This window comes from Streptomyces sp. NPDC021749, from assembly GCF_040640655.1.
Lineage (GTDB): Bacteria > Actinomycetota > Actinomycetes > Streptomycetales > Streptomycetaceae > Streptomyces.
In genome coordinates, this window is record NZ_JBFACE010000024.1 from 18,600 (window position 1) to 33,815 (window position 15,216).

Annotated in this window: 13 protein-coding genes and 1 pseudogene; 5 read left to right on the forward strand and 9 right to left on the reverse strand. The window is 71.5% G+C overall.

Annotated features, from left to right (window positions below; translation table 11 throughout):
* Nucleotides 1–87: 87 nt before the first annotated feature.
* Both AB0G35_RS22890 and AB0G35_RS22895 read right to left on the reverse strand, forming a co-directional pair.
* Nucleotides 88–2,685, reverse strand: a complete 2,598-nt coding sequence (locus AB0G35_RS22890) for an ABC transporter permease/substrate binding protein (protein WP_360952408.1) — start codon at nt 2,683–2,685, stop codon at nt 88–90.
* Complete coding sequence (locus AB0G35_RS22895) at nt 2,678–3,913, reverse strand: glycine betaine/L-proline ABC transporter ATP-binding protein (protein WP_360952411.1); 1,236 nt, start codon at nt 3,911–3,913, stop codon at nt 2,678–2,680. The genes AB0G35_RS22890 and AB0G35_RS22895 overlap by 8 nt, the downstream gene beginning before the upstream one ends.
* A 228-nt stretch (nt 3,914–4,141) precedes the next feature.
* On the opposite strand from AB0G35_RS22895, the gene AB0G35_RS22900 reads away from it, so the two are divergent.
* A complete protein-coding gene (locus AB0G35_RS22900; protein ID WP_360952659.1) occupies nt 4,142–5,056 on the forward strand; it encodes a 5'-3' exonuclease in 915 nt (304 codons plus the stop codon).
* Between the two features lie 82 nt (nt 5,057–5,138).
* The gene (locus tag AB0G35_RS22905) at nt 5,139–5,999 is read left to right on the forward strand and encodes a siderophore-interacting protein (RefSeq protein ID WP_360952414.1); all 861 of its coding nucleotides are present in this window, start codon (nt 5,139–5,141) and stop codon (nt 5,997–5,999) included.
* A gap of 146 nt (nt 6,000–6,145) precedes the next feature.
* Here AB0G35_RS22905 and AB0G35_RS22910 read toward each other — a convergent pair whose 3' ends face one another.
* Nucleotides 6,146–6,781, reverse strand: a complete 636-nt coding sequence (locus AB0G35_RS22910; protein WP_360952417.1) for a MerR family transcriptional regulator — start codon at nt 6,779–6,781, stop codon at nt 6,146–6,148.
* 296 nt (nt 6,782–7,077) lie between these two features.
* On the opposite strand from AB0G35_RS22910, the gene AB0G35_RS22915 reads away from it, so the two are divergent.
* The 3 genes and pseudogenes from AB0G35_RS22915 to AB0G35_RS22925 form a co-directional block, all read left to right on the forward strand.
* Nucleotides 7,078–8,049 (forward strand): hypothetical protein, encoded by a 972-nt coding sequence (locus AB0G35_RS22915; protein ID WP_360952420.1) that lies wholly within the window; start codon nt 7,078–7,080, stop codon nt 8,047–8,049.
* Nucleotides 8,046–8,513: an ABA4-like family protein gene (locus AB0G35_RS22920; RefSeq protein ID WP_360952423.1), complete on the forward strand. Its 468-nt coding sequence runs from the start codon at nt 8,046–8,048 to the stop codon at nt 8,511–8,513. The genes AB0G35_RS22915 and AB0G35_RS22920 overlap by 4 nt, the downstream gene beginning before the upstream one ends.
* 45 nt (nt 8,514–8,558) lie before the next feature.
* Nucleotides 8,559–9,065: pseudogene (locus tag AB0G35_RS22925) on the forward strand (ADP-ribosylglycohydrolase family protein); the annotation flags it as partial.
* 58 nt (nt 9,066–9,123) lie between these two features.
* Here the strand turns inward: AB0G35_RS22925 and AB0G35_RS22930 are convergent.
* The 6 genes from AB0G35_RS22930 to AB0G35_RS22955 form a co-directional block, all read right to left on the reverse strand.
* Complete coding sequence (locus AB0G35_RS22930) at nt 9,124–11,940, reverse strand: DEAD/DEAH box helicase (protein ID WP_360952426.1); 2,817 nt, start codon at nt 11,938–11,940, stop codon at nt 9,124–9,126.
* A 155-nt stretch (nt 11,941–12,095) separates the two neighbouring features.
* On the reverse strand, nt 12,096–13,058 hold the full coding sequence (gene tatC, locus AB0G35_RS22935; protein ID WP_360952429.1) for a twin-arginine translocase subunit TatC: 963 nt from the start codon (nt 13,056–13,058) through the stop codon (nt 12,096–12,098).
* Between the two features lie 78 nt (nt 13,059–13,136).
* Nucleotides 13,137–13,433, reverse strand: coding sequence for a Sec-independent protein translocase subunit TatA (gene tatA / locus AB0G35_RS22940; protein WP_261952447.1), 297 nt, complete (start codon nt 13,431–13,433; stop codon nt 13,137–13,139).
* A gap of 243 nt (nt 13,434–13,676) precedes the next feature.
* Nucleotides 13,677–13,892 carry a hypothetical protein gene (locus tag AB0G35_RS22945; RefSeq protein ID WP_261952446.1) on the reverse strand — a complete coding sequence of 72 codons (216 nt, stop codon included), beginning with the start codon at nt 13,890–13,892 and terminating at the stop codon, nt 13,677–13,679.
* A gap of 16 nt (nt 13,893–13,908) precedes the next feature.
* Nucleotides 13,909–14,181 carry a hypothetical protein gene (locus tag AB0G35_RS22950; protein ID WP_360952434.1) on the reverse strand — a complete coding sequence of 91 codons (273 nt, stop codon included), beginning with the start codon at nt 14,179–14,181 and terminating at the stop codon, nt 13,909–13,911.
* A gap of 70 nt (nt 14,182–14,251) precedes the next feature.
* Entirely contained in the window at nt 14,252–15,202 is a 951-nt protein-coding gene (locus AB0G35_RS22955; protein WP_360952437.1) for a WYL domain-containing protein, read from the reverse strand.
* Between the last annotated feature and the right edge of the window lie 14 nt (nt 15,203–15,216).

Below are 15,216 nucleotides of genomic sequence, written 5' to 3' on the forward strand. Positions count from 1 at the left end.
GTCAGGTGAACCGGACACGTCGCGGGCCCCGCCGCCCGGCGACTGCCGGGGAACGGGGCCCGCTGCGGCCTTGCGGAAAAGACCCGCCTACTTCACCGGCGCCATCTTGTCCACAATTCCGGGGTGGTCGCCGATCCACTTCTCGACGCCCTTGTTCTCATTTCCCTTGCCGGCGTCCTGGATGTCCTTCTCCAGGCTGCCGAGTTCCTCGGGGCTCATCTTCCAGTTCTTCAGCCAGCCGTAGAACTCCGGGAATTTCTTCGGGAAGCTCTTGTTGCCCAGCGTCTTGATCTGGTTGTTCGCTCCCCAGGTGCCCTTCGGGTCGGCGAGCTTGGTCAGGTGGTACTTGCTGTACGCCCAGTGCGGCGACCACAGCACGACCGCGATCGGCTCGTGCTGGTGGTAGGCGCGGTCCAGCTCGGCGAGCATGGCGCTGGTACCGGCCGAGGTGACCTCGAAGTCGTCGAGCCCGTACGCCGGTGCCACGGTGTCCTTGAGCCGCTTCATCTCACCCGTGCCGGGCTCGATCCCGATGATCTTGCCCTTGAATTCGTCCTTGTGCTCGCGCAGGTCGTCGAGGGTTTTCGCGCCCTTGACGTACGACGGCACGGCGATTTCCAGGGACGTCTTGTCGTACCAGGGTCCGACGTCGACGAGATCCTTCTTGTACTTGTCCCAGTACTGCTTCTGCGCCACCGGCAGCCAGCCGTCCGTCTCCACGTCGATCTGGCCGGTGGACAGCCCGGTCCACATCGGTCCGATGTCGAGGTTGCGGATGTCCGGCCGGTAGCCGCGCTTCTCCAGGACGTTCTTCCAGAGGTACGTGGTGGCGATGCCCTCGTCCCACGCCGGGTAGCCGATGTGGGGCGCCTTGCCCGCGTCCTTGCCCTTGGCGTAGGTGGCGTGGGCGGACGGCGCGATCTTCTCGACCAGGCCCGGGTTCTTCTTCAGCCAGCTGCGCACGCCGTCCTGCTCGTGGCCCTCGCCGGCGTTCTTGACGTCGTTCTCCAGGCTGGTGAGCTGCTTCTCGTCCAGGTGGAAGTTCTTCATCCACTTGGCGGCCTCGGGCTCGTCCTTGGCGAAGCCCTTGCGGCCCAGCAGGTGCAGGCTGTCACCGGAGCCGAACGATCCCTTGGGGTCCTTCAGCTTGGTGAGCGGGTACTTGTCGTACGCCCAGTGCGGCGACCAGAGCGTGACCGCGATCGGCTTCTTCCGGTGGACCGAGCGGTCCAGCTCGCTGAGCATCGACGCGGTGCTGGACTCCTGCACCTTGTACTCACCGCTGAGGCCGTAGTCCTTGAGGACCTTGTCCTTGAGGATCTTCATCTCGCCGGCGCCGGGCTCGATGCCGGTGATTTTTCCGCCGAACTCGCCGGCCTTGCCCTTGAGGTCGTCCAGGGTCTTGACGCCCTTGACGTACGAGGGCACCGCGATCTCCAGCGACGTCTTGTCGTACCAGGCGCCGAGGTCCTCCAGCTGGCCCTTGTACTTCTTCCAGTACGAGGCGTGGGTGGTCGGCAGCCAGGCGTTGGTCTGCACGTCGATGTCCCCGCGGGCCTGCCCGGCGAACAGCGGACCGGCCTCCAGGGCCTGGACCTTGGGCTTGTAGCCGCGCTCCTCCAGGATCTCCTTCCAGAGGTACGTGGTGGCCTTGCCCTCGTCCCAGTTGACGTAACCGAGGCTGATCGGGCGGCCGTTGCCGCCGCCCTGGCCGGCGTTCTTGCCGAACATGCCCATCCCGCCGGCGATCAGCGCGAGCACGACCACGCCGACCACGGCCACGGGCGTGGCGGGCCGCCACTGCAGAAACCGCAGGCCGCCCAGCGACGCCTGGGCCTTGGCCAGCGCGCGCCGGCCGAGCGGGGAGACCCGCTGGTTCAGGGCGCCGGTCATCCGGTCCAGGTACATGGCGAGGATGACCACCGCGAGGCCGGCCTCGGCGCCCAGCGCCACGTTGACCGAGCTGATCGCGTTGTAGACCGACGCGCCGAGACCGCCGCCGCCGACCATGCCCGCGATGACCACCATGGACAGCGCGAGCATGATGACCTGGTTGATGCCGGCCATGATCGTGGGCAGTGCGAGCGGCAGCTGGACCCGGAAGAGGGTGCGCCGCGGGTGGGTGCCGAACGCCTCGGCGGCCTCGACCAGTTCCTCGTCGACCTGCCGGATGCCCAGCTCCGTCATACGGACCGCGGGCGGCATGGAGAAGACGATGGTGGCGACGATGCCGGGGACGACACCGAGGCCGAAGAAGAGGATGCCGGGGATCAGGTAGACCATCGCCGGCATGGTCTGCATCAGGTCCAGGACCGGGCGGAGCGTGCCGCCGACGGCCCGGCTGCGGGCCGCCCAGATGCCCAGCGGCACCGCGACCACGACGGTGATCAGGCAGGCCACCAGGACCAGCGAGAGCGATTCGACGGTCGGGCCCCACTGTTCGACCGAGTCGATCAGGGCGAACCCGAGGAAGGTCAGCAGGGCGGCCGGCAGTCCGCGCAGCCACCAGGCGAGCACCGCGAAGATGCCGGCCAGCAGCAGCGGTTCGGGCCCGGCGAGGACCGTGTGGATCGCGTCGTAGAGGCCGTTCAGCACCTTCGTGATGAGGGTGAAGAGCCAGTCGAGGTTGTCGCGCAGCCAGTTGACGGCGTCGTTGGCCCAGCTGCCTATCTGGATCCTAGGCACCGGCGGTCACCTTGCCCTCGGCGTCGCCGTCCCCGGGCTCGTCGTCGCCCGTCTCCGCGACGGTCTTCGTCGTCGTCACCGCGGTCCCCGCCGCCGTGGCGGTCTTCACCACCGGCTGGGCGGGGACACCGGGGGCCACCGCCGCCCGCTCCGCGTCCTGTTCGGCGGGCTCGCCGAGCACGGCGAGCAGCCGCTCGGCCGGTACGGCACCGATCACGGCGCCCTTGTCGTCGGTCACCGCGACCGGCACGCTGCTGGCCGAGCAGGGGGTGAACAGCTCCACCAGCGGGGTGTCGACGTCCACGGTGGCGGGCGCCGCGGCGCGGAACTCCGCGGCCGTACCGAGCGTGCCGCCCTCCGGTGTGCTGCCGCCGAGCACCGTGCCGACCTCGGCCATGACCGCACCGGCGGTCAGCACCCGGCTGCGGTCCACGTCCTGGATGAAGGACGCGACGTAGTCGTTGGCGGGGCGCACGAGGATGTCCTCGGCGCTGCCGGTCTGCACGATCCGGCCGTCCCGCATCACCGCGATCTTGTCGCCGAGGCGCATCGCCTCGTTGAGGTCGTGGGTGATGAAGACGATGGTCTTCTTGAGGGTCTTCTGCAGTTCCAGCAGCTGGTCCTGCATGTCACGCCGGATCAGCGGGTCCAGCGCGCTGAACGACTCGTCCATCAGCAGCAGATCGGCGTCGGTGGCCAGCGCCCGGGCCAGGCCCACGCGCTGCTGCATACCGCCGGACAGCTCGTCGGGCCAGGACTTCTCCCAGCCCTTGAGGCCGGTGAGTTCCAGTGCCTCGGTGGCCCGCCGCGCACGCTCGGCGCGCGGCACGCCCTGGACCTCCAGCCCGTAGGCGGCGTTCTCCAGGACGCTGCGGTGCGGGAAGAGCGCGAAGTGCTGGAAGACCATGGAGATCTTCCGGGAGCGGACCGCGCGCAGTTCCCTGTCACTGAGCGAGGTGAGGTCCTGGCCGTCGATCCGCACGGTTCCGGCGGTCGGCTCCAGCAGGCCGTTGAGCATGCGCAGCAGCGTGGACTTGCCGGACCCGGACAGACCCATGACGACGAAGATCTGGCCCTCGTCCACCTCGATCGACGCGTCGATCACGGCGGCGGTGATGCCTTGGTCCCGCAACTCGTCCCGGCTCGCGCCGGCTTCGAGTCGGCGTACCGCGTCCTCGGGTCGTCTGCCGAACACCTTGTACAGGTGCTCGGCTTGCAGCCTGGACACATATACCTCTCTTGTCGCACGAGAAACGACCTGCCACCCCCGCCGGCAGGTCGTGGTGCGGGACGGGATCCGCCCGTTGTTGACCGCTGAAAATGTTGAATCTCCACCGGGTCCGCTCCGGCTGCGCGTCTGCCCGCCTTTATCCGGCGCAAACACATCGGTGTTCCAGATCACATCGCGGCGACGATTGGGGCATACGGCATCATGCGGGGTGTGACTCGACGCCTGATGCTCCTCGACACCGCCTCGTTGTACTTCCGTGCCTATTTCGGGGTACCGGAATCGGTCAGGGCCCCGGACGGCACGCCGGTGAACGCGGTGCGCGGTCTGCTCGACTTCATCGCCCGGCTGGTCCAGGACCACCACCCCGACGACCTGGCCGCCTGCATGGACTTCGACTGGCGGCCCCAGTGGCGGGTCGATCTGATCCCCTCCTACAAGGCGCACCGGGTCGCCGAGGAGGCCCCGGCCGGTTCCGCCGAGCCCGACGAGGAGCAGGTCCCCGACACCCTCTCCCCCCAGGTCCCGGTCATCGAGGAGGTGCTGGACGCGCTCGGCATCGCCCGGATCGGCGCGGCCGGTTACGAGGCCGACGACATCATCGGCACGCTCGCGGCGCGGGCGTCGGGACCGGTGGACATCGTCACCGGCGACCGGGACCTCTACCAGCTCGTCGACGACCGGCGCGGCATCCGCGTCCTGTACCCCGTCAAGGGCGTCGGCACCCTCCAGATCACCGACGAGGCGTGGCTGCGCGAGAAGTACGGCGTGGACGGCCCGGGTTACGCCGATCTGGCGCTGCTGCGCGGCGACCCCAGCGACGGCCTGCCCGGCGTCCCGGGCATCGGCGAGAAGACCGCGGCGAAGTTGCTGGCCACCTACGGCGACCTGGCGGGGATCATGGCCGCCGCGGAGGACCCCGCCTCGAAGGTGACTCCGGCGCAGCGCGCCCGTCTGCTGGAGGCCCGCCCGTACGTCGCGGTCGCCCCGAAGGTGATCAAGGTGGCCACCGACGTTCCCGTCCCGGACGCGGACCTCGCTCTGCCGGCGGAGCCGGCCGACCCCGAGCGCCTGGAGGCGCTGGCCACCCGGTGGGGGCTCGGCGGCGCCCTGCAGCGACTGCTCGTCACGCTCCGCCGGTGAACTACTGTTAGGTTAGGTATACCTAACAAGGCGGGTCCGCTTCCCCGGACCCGCCCCCACCATCGCGTCAGGGGAGATTGCCGTGGCAGAGACACGTCCGTCCCGCAAGAAGCCCGCACTGCACCGCGCCCGGGTGCGGCGCACCGAGCGGCTCACCCCGCACATGGTCCGGGTGGTGCTGGACGGCGAGGGGCTGGCGGAGTTCGCCGCGGGCGAGTACTCCGACCACTACGTCAAGCTGGTCTTCCCGCTCCCCGGCGTGCGCTATCCGGAGCCCTTCGACATGGCGCAGATCCGGGCCGAGTTCCCGCGCGACCGCTGGCCGCGGACCCGTACGTACACCGTCCGCGCCTGGGACCCGGAGAGCCGCGAGCTGACCGTGGACTTCGTGGTGCACGGCGACGAGGGCCTGGCCGGGCCCTGGGCGGCGGCCGCGCGACCGGGCGACGAGATCTTCCTGCTCGGCCCCGGCGGTGCCTACGCCCCGGACCCCGCCGCCGACTGGCACCTCCTGGCCGGCGACGAGAGCGCACTGCCGGCCATCGCGGCGTCCCTGGCACGGATCCCGGCGGGCGCCACGGTGCATGCGTTCATCGAGATCCCCGGGGCCGAGGACCGCCAGGAGCTGACCGCTCCGGCCGGTGCGCAGATCACCTGGCTGCACCGCGGCGAGGCCCCGGTCGGCCGCCAACTGGTCGCCGCGGTACGGGACTTGACATTCCCGTCCGGCCGGGTCCAGGCGTTCGTGCACGGCGAGGCGGGCTTCGTGAAGGAACTGCGCCGGCTGCTCCGCGTCGAGCGCCAGATCCCGCGCGAGGACCTGTCCATCTCCGGCTACTGGCGCTCCGGTCACGACGAGGACGGCTGGCAGGCCTCCAAGCGCGACTGGAACCAGCAGGTCGAGGCGGAGCAGGAGACCACCACCCCCGCACCCGCCTCCTGACCCTACGTCAGCACCCCTCAACCCCTCTCCACCGGCGGGCCCCGCCACCGGCCACCTCCGACTCCCGGACCCGCCGGCCCCCGGGCCCGCTGGCTCCCAGCCCCCCGGTCACCCCTCGGATCCACCCGGCCCCCCGGGTCCACCCCTCAGACCGCCTCCCCGCCCTGGTACCTGCGGGCCGAGGCATCCACATGCGCCAGCCGGCGCAGCGCGCTCAGCACCGCGTCCCCGACCACGGTCCCCACCACCACGCTCTCCACCAGGCGGTCGACCTCCGCGTTCCGCCCCACCCAGGCCAGATCGGCGGCGGCCACCCGCTCACAGGCGTCGGCGTAACCGTCGAGGAGTTCCTCGAAATCGCCGTGGCCGAGGCCCTGGAGGGTGGCCAGCGCGATCGCCAGCGCCTCGACGGACGGGTTCTCCGGGGCGACCCGCCAGCCGCGCCGGCGGATCAGCCCGTCGACCGTGCGCCGCGCCTCCTCGATGCCGTCCGGCGCGGCGGCCTGCGGCGGGGCGATCGCCGCCTGCGCCGCGCCGAGGACCTTGTGCACCGGCTCCTCCGGTGAGTCGACGGCGGCCAGCACGTCCCGCACGGCCGCGACGGAGAGCCCGCCGACGTCCATCAGCCCCCGGATCAGCCGGAGCCGGCGGACGTGACCGTCGTCGTAACGGGCCTGATTGGGGCTGGTCAGCCGGCCCGCGGGCAGCAGCCCCTCGCGGACGTAGTACTTGATGGTCGGCACCGCGACCCCGGTCGCCCGACTCAGTTCCCCGATGCGCATCCGCACCCGCCGCCCTTTCCCGCGCCGGAGCTGCGCCCCGCCGCCCTGTTCCCGGACCCCGCCCGTCCGGCCTTGCCAATTCCGCCCCCATCATAGATAGTCCAGCTATCAGATAGCGGCAAGCGCCACTATCCATTGAGCTGCCGCACAGCACACCTACCTGCACAGCTGCCGGTGTGCACCTGCCTGGTGCACCTGCCTGCCGGTGTGCACCTGTCTGCCTGTATGCACCTGCGCCATATCCCTGGGGGCCCGTATGTCCAGATACCGTTCACTGCTCGCCTTCTCCTTGGGCGATGGCCGCGCTCGTGGTCGTCACCGCGGTCGGCCTGATCGTCGATGACCGGGTCGTGCTCGGGGCCCCGGTCTGGTTCAAGCCGTTCAAGTTCGCGGTGTCGTTCGCCGCCTACGGGCTGACGCTGGCCTGGATGCTCTCCCGGCACCCCTCGCCCGGCCGGCTGGGCGATCGCGCGGCCCATGTGGTCGTGGTCTCCGGGCTGATCGAAATGGCCGTCATCACCGGCCAGGCCCTGCGCGGCCGGCGCAGCCACTTCAACGTCGAAACCCCGCTGGACCGGGGCCTGTTCATCGCCATGGGGCTCACCATCGCGGCCCTGTGGACGGGCACCCTCGTCATCGCGGTGCTGCTCTTCCGGGCCCGGCTCGGCGATCCGGCCACCACCTGGGCGATCCGCCTCGGCGCGCTGATCGCACTGGCCGGACTGCTGCTCGGCGGACTGATGCTGATGCCCACCCCGGAGCAGCAGGCCGACGGGCTGCGCACCGCCGTCGGCGCGCACAGCGTCGGCGTCCCCGACGGCGGTCCGGCCATGCCGGTGACCGGCTGGAACACCACCGGCGGCGATCTGCGCATCCCGCACTTCGTCGGCATGCACGCCCTCCAGGCGCTGCCGCTGTTCCTCTACGGGGTCGAGGCGCTGGCCGGACGCGTCGCCCGGCTGCGGGACGCGCGGATGCGGCTGCAGCTGGTCCTGGTCGCGGCCGCGTTCCTCACCGGGCTGCTGGCCCTGGTGACCTGGCAGGCACTACGCGGCCAGGCCCCGGTCCACCCGGACACGGCAACCCTCACCGCACTCGCCGCCCTCGCAACGGCCACCGCCCTTGCCACGTACGCATCCCTCCGCCGCCCCATACCCCCGGCCCACGACCTTGCCGCAGCCCCGGCCCGCGACGTTGCCGCAGCCCCGGCCCGCGACGTTGCCGCCCCCTCGCCCTCCCCCACGCTCACCACGGAGTCCCCCGCATGACCGACCACAGCACCCTCTTCGACCTGGCCTTCCTCCTCGCCGCGCCCTTCTGGGCGCTGCTGATCCTGGCCCCCGGCCGGCGCTGGACCGACCGCATCGCCGCCTCGCCGCTCCCCATGGTCCCGGTCCTGGTGGTGTACCTCGCCCTGGCCGTGCCGGTGTTCCCGCAGCTCTGGGCGGCCGTCAGCCACCCCGACCTGGCCGGCTTCCAGGACCTGCTCCGCCTCGGCGGCGGGGCCGGCGCGATCTGGGCCCAGGTGATCGCCTGGGACCTCTTCCTCGGCCAGTGGATGTACCGCGAGGCCCGCACCCTGCACCTCCACCCCCTCCTGATGGGCCCCCTGCTCCTCCTGACCGTGCTCCTCTCCCCGATCGGCGTGCTGATCTTCCTCGCGATACGGGCGACGGTACGGCGGAAGAAGGGGGACAGGGTGGAAAGCCGGGCCCCCGCACCGCACTGCTGACGACCCGGGACCGGCGGGCGCGGCATCCCACGGAAGAATGCCGCCATGGACCGGACCGACCGCGCGACAGCGACCGTCCTCGGGTCAGCCGTGGGAGACGCCCTGAGCGCCCCCTTCGAGTTCGGGGAGCCGGGCGCGTACACCGCCCGGTTTCCCGACGGGCGCGGCGAGATGCACGCGGGCGGCGGCTGGGAGTGCGGTGAGGCCACCGACGACACGCAGATGGCGGTGCTCACCGCGCAGTCGCTCCTGGAGTGCGGCGGCCTCGACCTCCCGGACGTCTTCCGCCGCTTCCGGCGCTGGGCGGCCGCCGACCCCAAGGACATCGGGTTGCAGACCGAGGACGTACTCGGCAGCGGCCTGCCCTGGGACCGGGCGTCCGCCGCCCACTTCGCGCACAACTCCCGCGCCGCGGGGAACGGTTCGCTCCTGCGCGCCGCTCCCTCCGCCGTCCACTTCGCCCGTTACGGCCGTACCGCGACGGTGGACGCCGCCCGGCGGCTGGCCGCGCTGACGCACGGGGACCCGGCGACCTGGGAGGGGACCGCTGTCGTCATGCGGTTGACCGTCATGCGGTTGGCCGTCGCGCGGTGGGCCGCCCTACGGTCCGTCAGCCGACCGAGGAGTACGCGACCACCCCGCGCAGCACACCGTCCATGGCCCGGCGGGCGTTCTTCGCCACCGAGCTGCCGGCCGGGGCCGCGGCCGCGATCTGGCCGAGGATGTCGACCAGTTGCTTGCACCAGCGGACGAAGTCGCCGGCGGGCATGTCCGCCTCGCGGAGCACCTCGTCCAGGCCGAAGCCGGCCGCCCAGCGATAGGCGGCCCAGGCGAAGCCGAGGTCCGGTTCACGCTGGCCGACGCCCTCCGTCTGGTTGATCCGGTGGTCCTCCTCCAGGGCGTCCAGCCGGCCCCAGATGTGGACCATCTCGCCCAGCGCGTCGCGTGCCTTGCCGGCCGGCAGCTTGGGGGCCACCGCGTCGTCCGCCTGCCGGGCCTCGTACACCAACGCCGAGGCGCAGGCGGCGAGTTCGGCCGGGCCGAGGTCCTCCCAGACGCCGTCCCGCAGGCACTCGCTGGCCAGCAGGTCCAGCTCGCCGTACAGCCGGGCGAGCCGGCGGCCCTCGTCGGTGACCTCGTCGCCTTCGAGGTAGCCCAGCTCGGTCAGCAGCGCGCAGATCCGGTCGAAGGTACGGGCGATGGTGTTCGTCCGGCCCTCGATGCGGCGCTCCAGCTGGCGGGTGTCCCGCTTGAGGCGGTGGTAGCGCTCCGCCCAGCGCGCGTGGTCCTCGCGCTCGGCGCAGCCGTGGCAGGGATGCGCGCGGATCTCGGTGCGCAGCCGGGAGATCTCGCGGTCGTCGGCCGCCGCGGCACGGGGCTTGCGGTGGCGCGACGGGACGAGGTGCCCGGCCTTCGTCCGCAGTGCGGACGCCAGATCGCGGCGGGACTGCGGGCTGCGGGCGTTGAACGACTTGGGGATCCGCATCCGGTCCAGCGCCGTCACCGGCACCGGGAAGTCGATCGAGCCGAGCCGCTTGACCTGCCGTTCGGCGGTCAGCACCAGCGGCCGCGGGCCGTCCTGCGACTCGAAGCCGCGGTGCCCGTTGGTCCGGCCCGACGGCATCCCGGGGTCGAGGACCAGCGCCAGCCCGGCGTACTTGCCGGTCGGCACATGGATCACATCGCCCGGCTTCAGCTTCTCCAGGGCCGCCGCGGCGGCCACCCGGCGCTGTGCGGCGCCCTGCTTGGCCAGCTCGGTCTCCCGGTCCTTCAGCTCCCGCCGCAGCCGCGAGTACTCCTCGAAGTCGCCGAGGTGGCAGGTCATCGAGGCGCGGTAGCCCTCCAGACCCTCCTCGTTGCGCTGCACCTGCCGGGAGATGCCGACCACCGACTTGTCGGCCTGGAACTGCGCGAACGACATCTCCAGCAGCTCGCGCGAACGGTGCCGGCCGAACTGCGAGACGAGATTGACCGCCATGTTGTACGACGGCTTGAACGACGACCGCAGCGGGTACGTCCGGGTGCCGGCGAGTCCGGCCAGCGCGGCCGGGTTCATCCCGCGCTGCCACAGCACCACCGCATGGCCCTCGATGTCGATGCCCCGGCGCCCGGCCCGGCCGGTCAACTGGGTGTACTCGCCGGGGGTGATGTCGGCGTGCTGCTCGCCGTTCCACTTCACCAGCTTTTCCAACACCACCGAACGGGCGGGCATGTTGATGCCCAGCGCGAGGGTCTCGGTGGCGAAGACGGCCTTCACCAGGCCCTTGACGAACAGTTCCTCGACGACCTCCTTGAAGGTCGGCAGCATGCCGGCGTGGTGCGCCGCGATGCCCCGCTCCAGGCCCTCCAGCCACTCGTAGTAGCCCAGCACATGGAGGTCGTCGTCCAGGATCCCGGCCGTCCGGGCCTCCACTATGCGGCGGACCTGCTCGCGGCCCTCCGCGTCGTTGAGCCGCAGCCCCGAATACAGGCACTGCTGGACGGCGGCCTCACAGCCGGCCCGGCTGAAGATGAACGTGATCGCGGGCAGCAGGCCCTCGTTGTCGAGGCGGTCGATGACCTCGGGCCGGCTCGGCGTCCAGATCCGCGCCCGCTGCCGCCGCTCGCGCTCGCGGTCCGCCTCCCGCATCGTGCGGGCCCGGCGCTTGTCCCGGCCGAAGGTCGGCCGGCTGTTCTCCATCCGCGCGAGTCGTTCGAGGTCGGGATTGACCTCCCGGCGGCCGCCGTTGCCGCCGTCCCGCTCCTCGAAGAGGTCGTATATCCGGCGGCCGGCGAGGACGTGCTGCCACAGCGGGACGGGGCGGTGCTCGGAGACGATCACGGCGGTGTCGCCACGCACGGTGTCCAACCAGTCACCGAACTCCTCGGCGTTGGAGACCGTCGCGGACAGCGAGACCAGCGTCACCGATTCGGGGAGGTGGATGATCACCTCTTCCCAGACGGCGCCGCGGAAGCGGTCGGAGAGGTAGTGCACCTCGTCCATGACCACGTACGCCAGGCCGATCAGCGACTGGGAGCCGGCGTAGAGCATGTTCCGCAGGACCTCGGTGGTCATCACGATCACCGGTGCCTCGGAGTTGACGCTGTTGTCGCCGGTCAGCAGACCGACCTTCGCCGCGCCGTACCGCTTGACCAGGTCCTGGTACTTCTGGTTGGACAGTGCCTTGATCGGCGTGGTGTAGAAGCATTTTCGGCCCTGCTCCAGGGCCAGGTGGACGGCGAATTCGCCGACGATCGTCTTGCCGGATCCGGTGGGGGCGGCGACCAGCACGCCCTGACCGGCCTCCAGAGCCCGGCAGGCATCGACCTGGAACGGGTCCAGCTCGAAGTCGTAGAGCTCCCGGAAACCGGCGAGCGCGGTGGCCTGCTCGGCCGCCCGGAGCTTGGCGGCGGCATAGCGTTCAGCAGGGGACATGTCCTCGGTCATCGTGCTTACGAGCCTACCGGCCACCTCTGACAACGACCCGATCTTTATGGGCGGCCTTTACCGAGCGGGGGCCCGGCGGGGAACGTTCCCGGCATACGAAACGGCCCCGGCTCGCACGAGTCCGGGGCCGTCACGGCATGTGAGGGGTCGTCACCTCACGTCACGTCGTCGTAGCCGCCGCGTCGTGGCCCGGCGCCGTCGCCCGGTTCGCCGCTCGCCTGCTCCGGCAGCATCCGCCCCGAGGACACCGACTCGATCTCCCCGACGTCCGACGGCGTCAGATCCAGCCGGGACGCCTCGTCGTCGCTCAGCCCCGCGTCCGGGTTGCCCAGCCGGCGGCGGCGGTCGTTGAAGAGGCAGATGCCGGCAGCGCCGAAGTACAGCACCACGATCGGGGCGGCCAGCAGGCTCATGGTCAGCGGGTCACCGGTCGGGGTGGCGATGGCCGCGAAGATCGTGATGCCGAGGACCATAAACCGCCACCAGCTCATGATCCGTCGCCCGGTGACCACCCCGCCGAAGTTGAGCAGCACCAGCAGCAGCGGAAGCTCGAAGGCGAGACCGAAGACCACGATCATGCGCGTGACGATGTCGAAGAACTCGTCGGCCGGGAAGAGGTTGGCCCAGTCGTCCGGAGTCAGCCCGACCAGGGCGCCTGCCGTGGTCGGCAGCACCGCGTAGGCGAGGTAGGCACCGGCCAGGAAGAGCGGTACGCCGGCGCCGACGAAGCTCAGCGCGTACTTCTTCTCGTGCTTGTGCAGGCCCGGTGCGAGGAAGGCCCAGAGCTGGTAGAGCCAGATCGGGCTGGCGCCGACGACGCCCACCGTGAGGGACAGCTTGAGCAGGATGGTGAACGGTGCCAGCAGACCGTTGGCGGTGACCTCGGCACACGGATGCGTCCGCGGAGCGGTCACGCTGCCGCGCCCGCAGCCGACCGCGTCGATGACCGGACCCGTGATGAAGTGGGCGATGGCGTCGTACTGCCACATCGCGACGACGGTGACCACACCGATCGCCAGCACCGACTTCAGCAGTCGGTTGCGCAGCTCACGCAGATGCGCCGCGAGGGGCATCCGTCCCTCGGGGTCCTTCTCCTGCTTGCGGGCAGACTTGAGCAACCCACTTCCTCGTCTCGTGCATCAGCCGTTGCCGACCGGTTCGGTACGGCTGGATCGTCCGTCGGGGGGCGGTGCGGGTCAGCCCTGCTTGGTCGTGTGGTTCGGCTCGGCGACCGGGCGCGAGCTGCTCACGTCGCCCGGGGCGGCCTGGATCGTACGGGGCGCCTGCTGCGCGGCGTCGGTGGACGCCTCGGACGAGGTGGCCGCGGCACCGTCCGCCTCGCCGTCCTTCTTCATCGCCTTGGCCTCGCTCTTGAGGATCCGCGCGGACTTGCCGAGCGAGCGCGCCATGTCCGGGAGCTTCTTCGCGCCGAACAGCAGCACGATAACGACGAGGATCAGGATGATCTCGGGGGCCCTCAGGTTGCTGAGCATGTGCGACTACCTTCTCGCCGGGGCGGCGTCTGCTGTGGTGCCTGCCGATGGGGTCGGACTGGCGTCCTGGTGCTCGATCGATCGTAACGTTCGGTGGTGAACGTCCGGCAATCCCCGTGCAACCTCCGGATTGCCACGACCGCCGCGCTCTTCGAACCGCGGGGGAAGCCTACCTCTCCGCCCTGCCGTGCAGCAGGGTGCCGCCGTCCCGGGCGACGTCCGGGCGCCGGCCCCGGCCCCGGGTCAGTCCCGGACCCGGTCCCGGCCGGTCTCGTACATCCGGGAGGCCAGCGGCACCGCCGCCCGTTCCAGGTCCTGGGCGGCCCGCTGGATCCGCTCCGACGCCGTGCCGACCTGGCGGGCCAGCCGGCGCACCTCGATGAAGACACGGACGGCGAGCACGCCCAGTACGGCGATCCCGAGGAAGCCGAGGGCGATGGCGATCATGGGCCAGAGCATGGGGCGAGCCTATCGGTCAGCCCGAGTGCAGCCGCAGCGTGCGCACCCCGCCGCCGGTCAGCAGCTCGACGATCCGCTCGCCGGCCGGCCGGCGCACCGCGCGCCGGCAGTCCGGGCAGGTGAAGGAGTAGAAGGTGGTGCGGCGGCTGCCGCCGATGGCCAGCCGGAAGGCGTCCGAGGCCAGCTCGAAGCGGCCCCGGCAGTCCGGGCAGGCCGCCTTGAACAGCACCGGAGCGCTCGCGTCCGCCGGGACGGCGGATGCCGTCCCGGTCGCCATGGTGGTCGTCATCCCTCGCTGCCTCCTCCTACTGGCCACGGCCCCGTCCCCACGGCGTCCCGCGCGGTGGCCGGGCGGCCGCTCACTCGCCGTACGCCGCGAGCGCCTGCTCCGCGGCGCGCCGGGCACTGTCCGCCAGCGCCTGCGGCGCCACGATCCGGCCGTCCCGGCCCAGCCGCAGCGCCAGCCTCCGCAGCGAGGCGGGGTCGGGGGTGCGCAGGGTGATGCGCAGCCCGCCGTCGGGCAGTTCCTCGGCGCTGTCGTGCGGGTAGTACTCGGCGACCCAGCGGCCGCCCGGCCCGACCTCGACGGACACCTCGGGGTCCTCGGCGGCCGGCTGCACCAGGCCCTCGGACAGGTCGCGCAGCTCGACCGGCGGCGGGTCGGCGGGCGCGTCCAGCAGCTTGATCTCGGCGACCCGGTCGAGCCGGAAGGTGCGCCGGGCCTCCGAGAGCCGGCACCAGGCCTCCATATAGGTGTGCCCGACGGCGAACAGCCGGATCGGGTCCACCTCGCGCTCGGTCAGCTCGTCGCGGGCCGGGGAGTAGTAGCGCAGCCACAGCCGGCGCCGTTCGGCGATCGCCCGGTCGACGTCGGCGAACACCCCGCCCTCGGACTCGAAGGTCACCGAGAGCCGGGAGCTGGCGCCGGCCGCCTCACCGGCCGCCGCCTCCAGCTTGGCGGTGGCCCGCAGCAGCGCCTGCCGGTCACCCTCGCGCAGACCGGGGAGGGTGGCGACCGCGCGGGCCGCGACCAGCAGGGCGGTGGCCTCGTCGGCGGCCAGCCGCAGCGGTTCGGCGACGTCGTCGGGGTTGTGCCACCAGATGCGGTCCCCGTCGGTGTCGATGTCCAGCAGGTCGCCGCCGCGGAAGCTCGTACCGCACATGGGCAGCACGTCGAGGTCGGCGATCAGCTCGTCCTCGGTGATGCCGAAGGCGCGCGCGACGTCGCCGACGCGGGCGCCGGGGCGCTCACGCAGATACGTCACCAGCGACAGCATCCGGCGGGTCTGGTCGATCGCGTTCGTGGCCATGAGTGAAGCTTCCC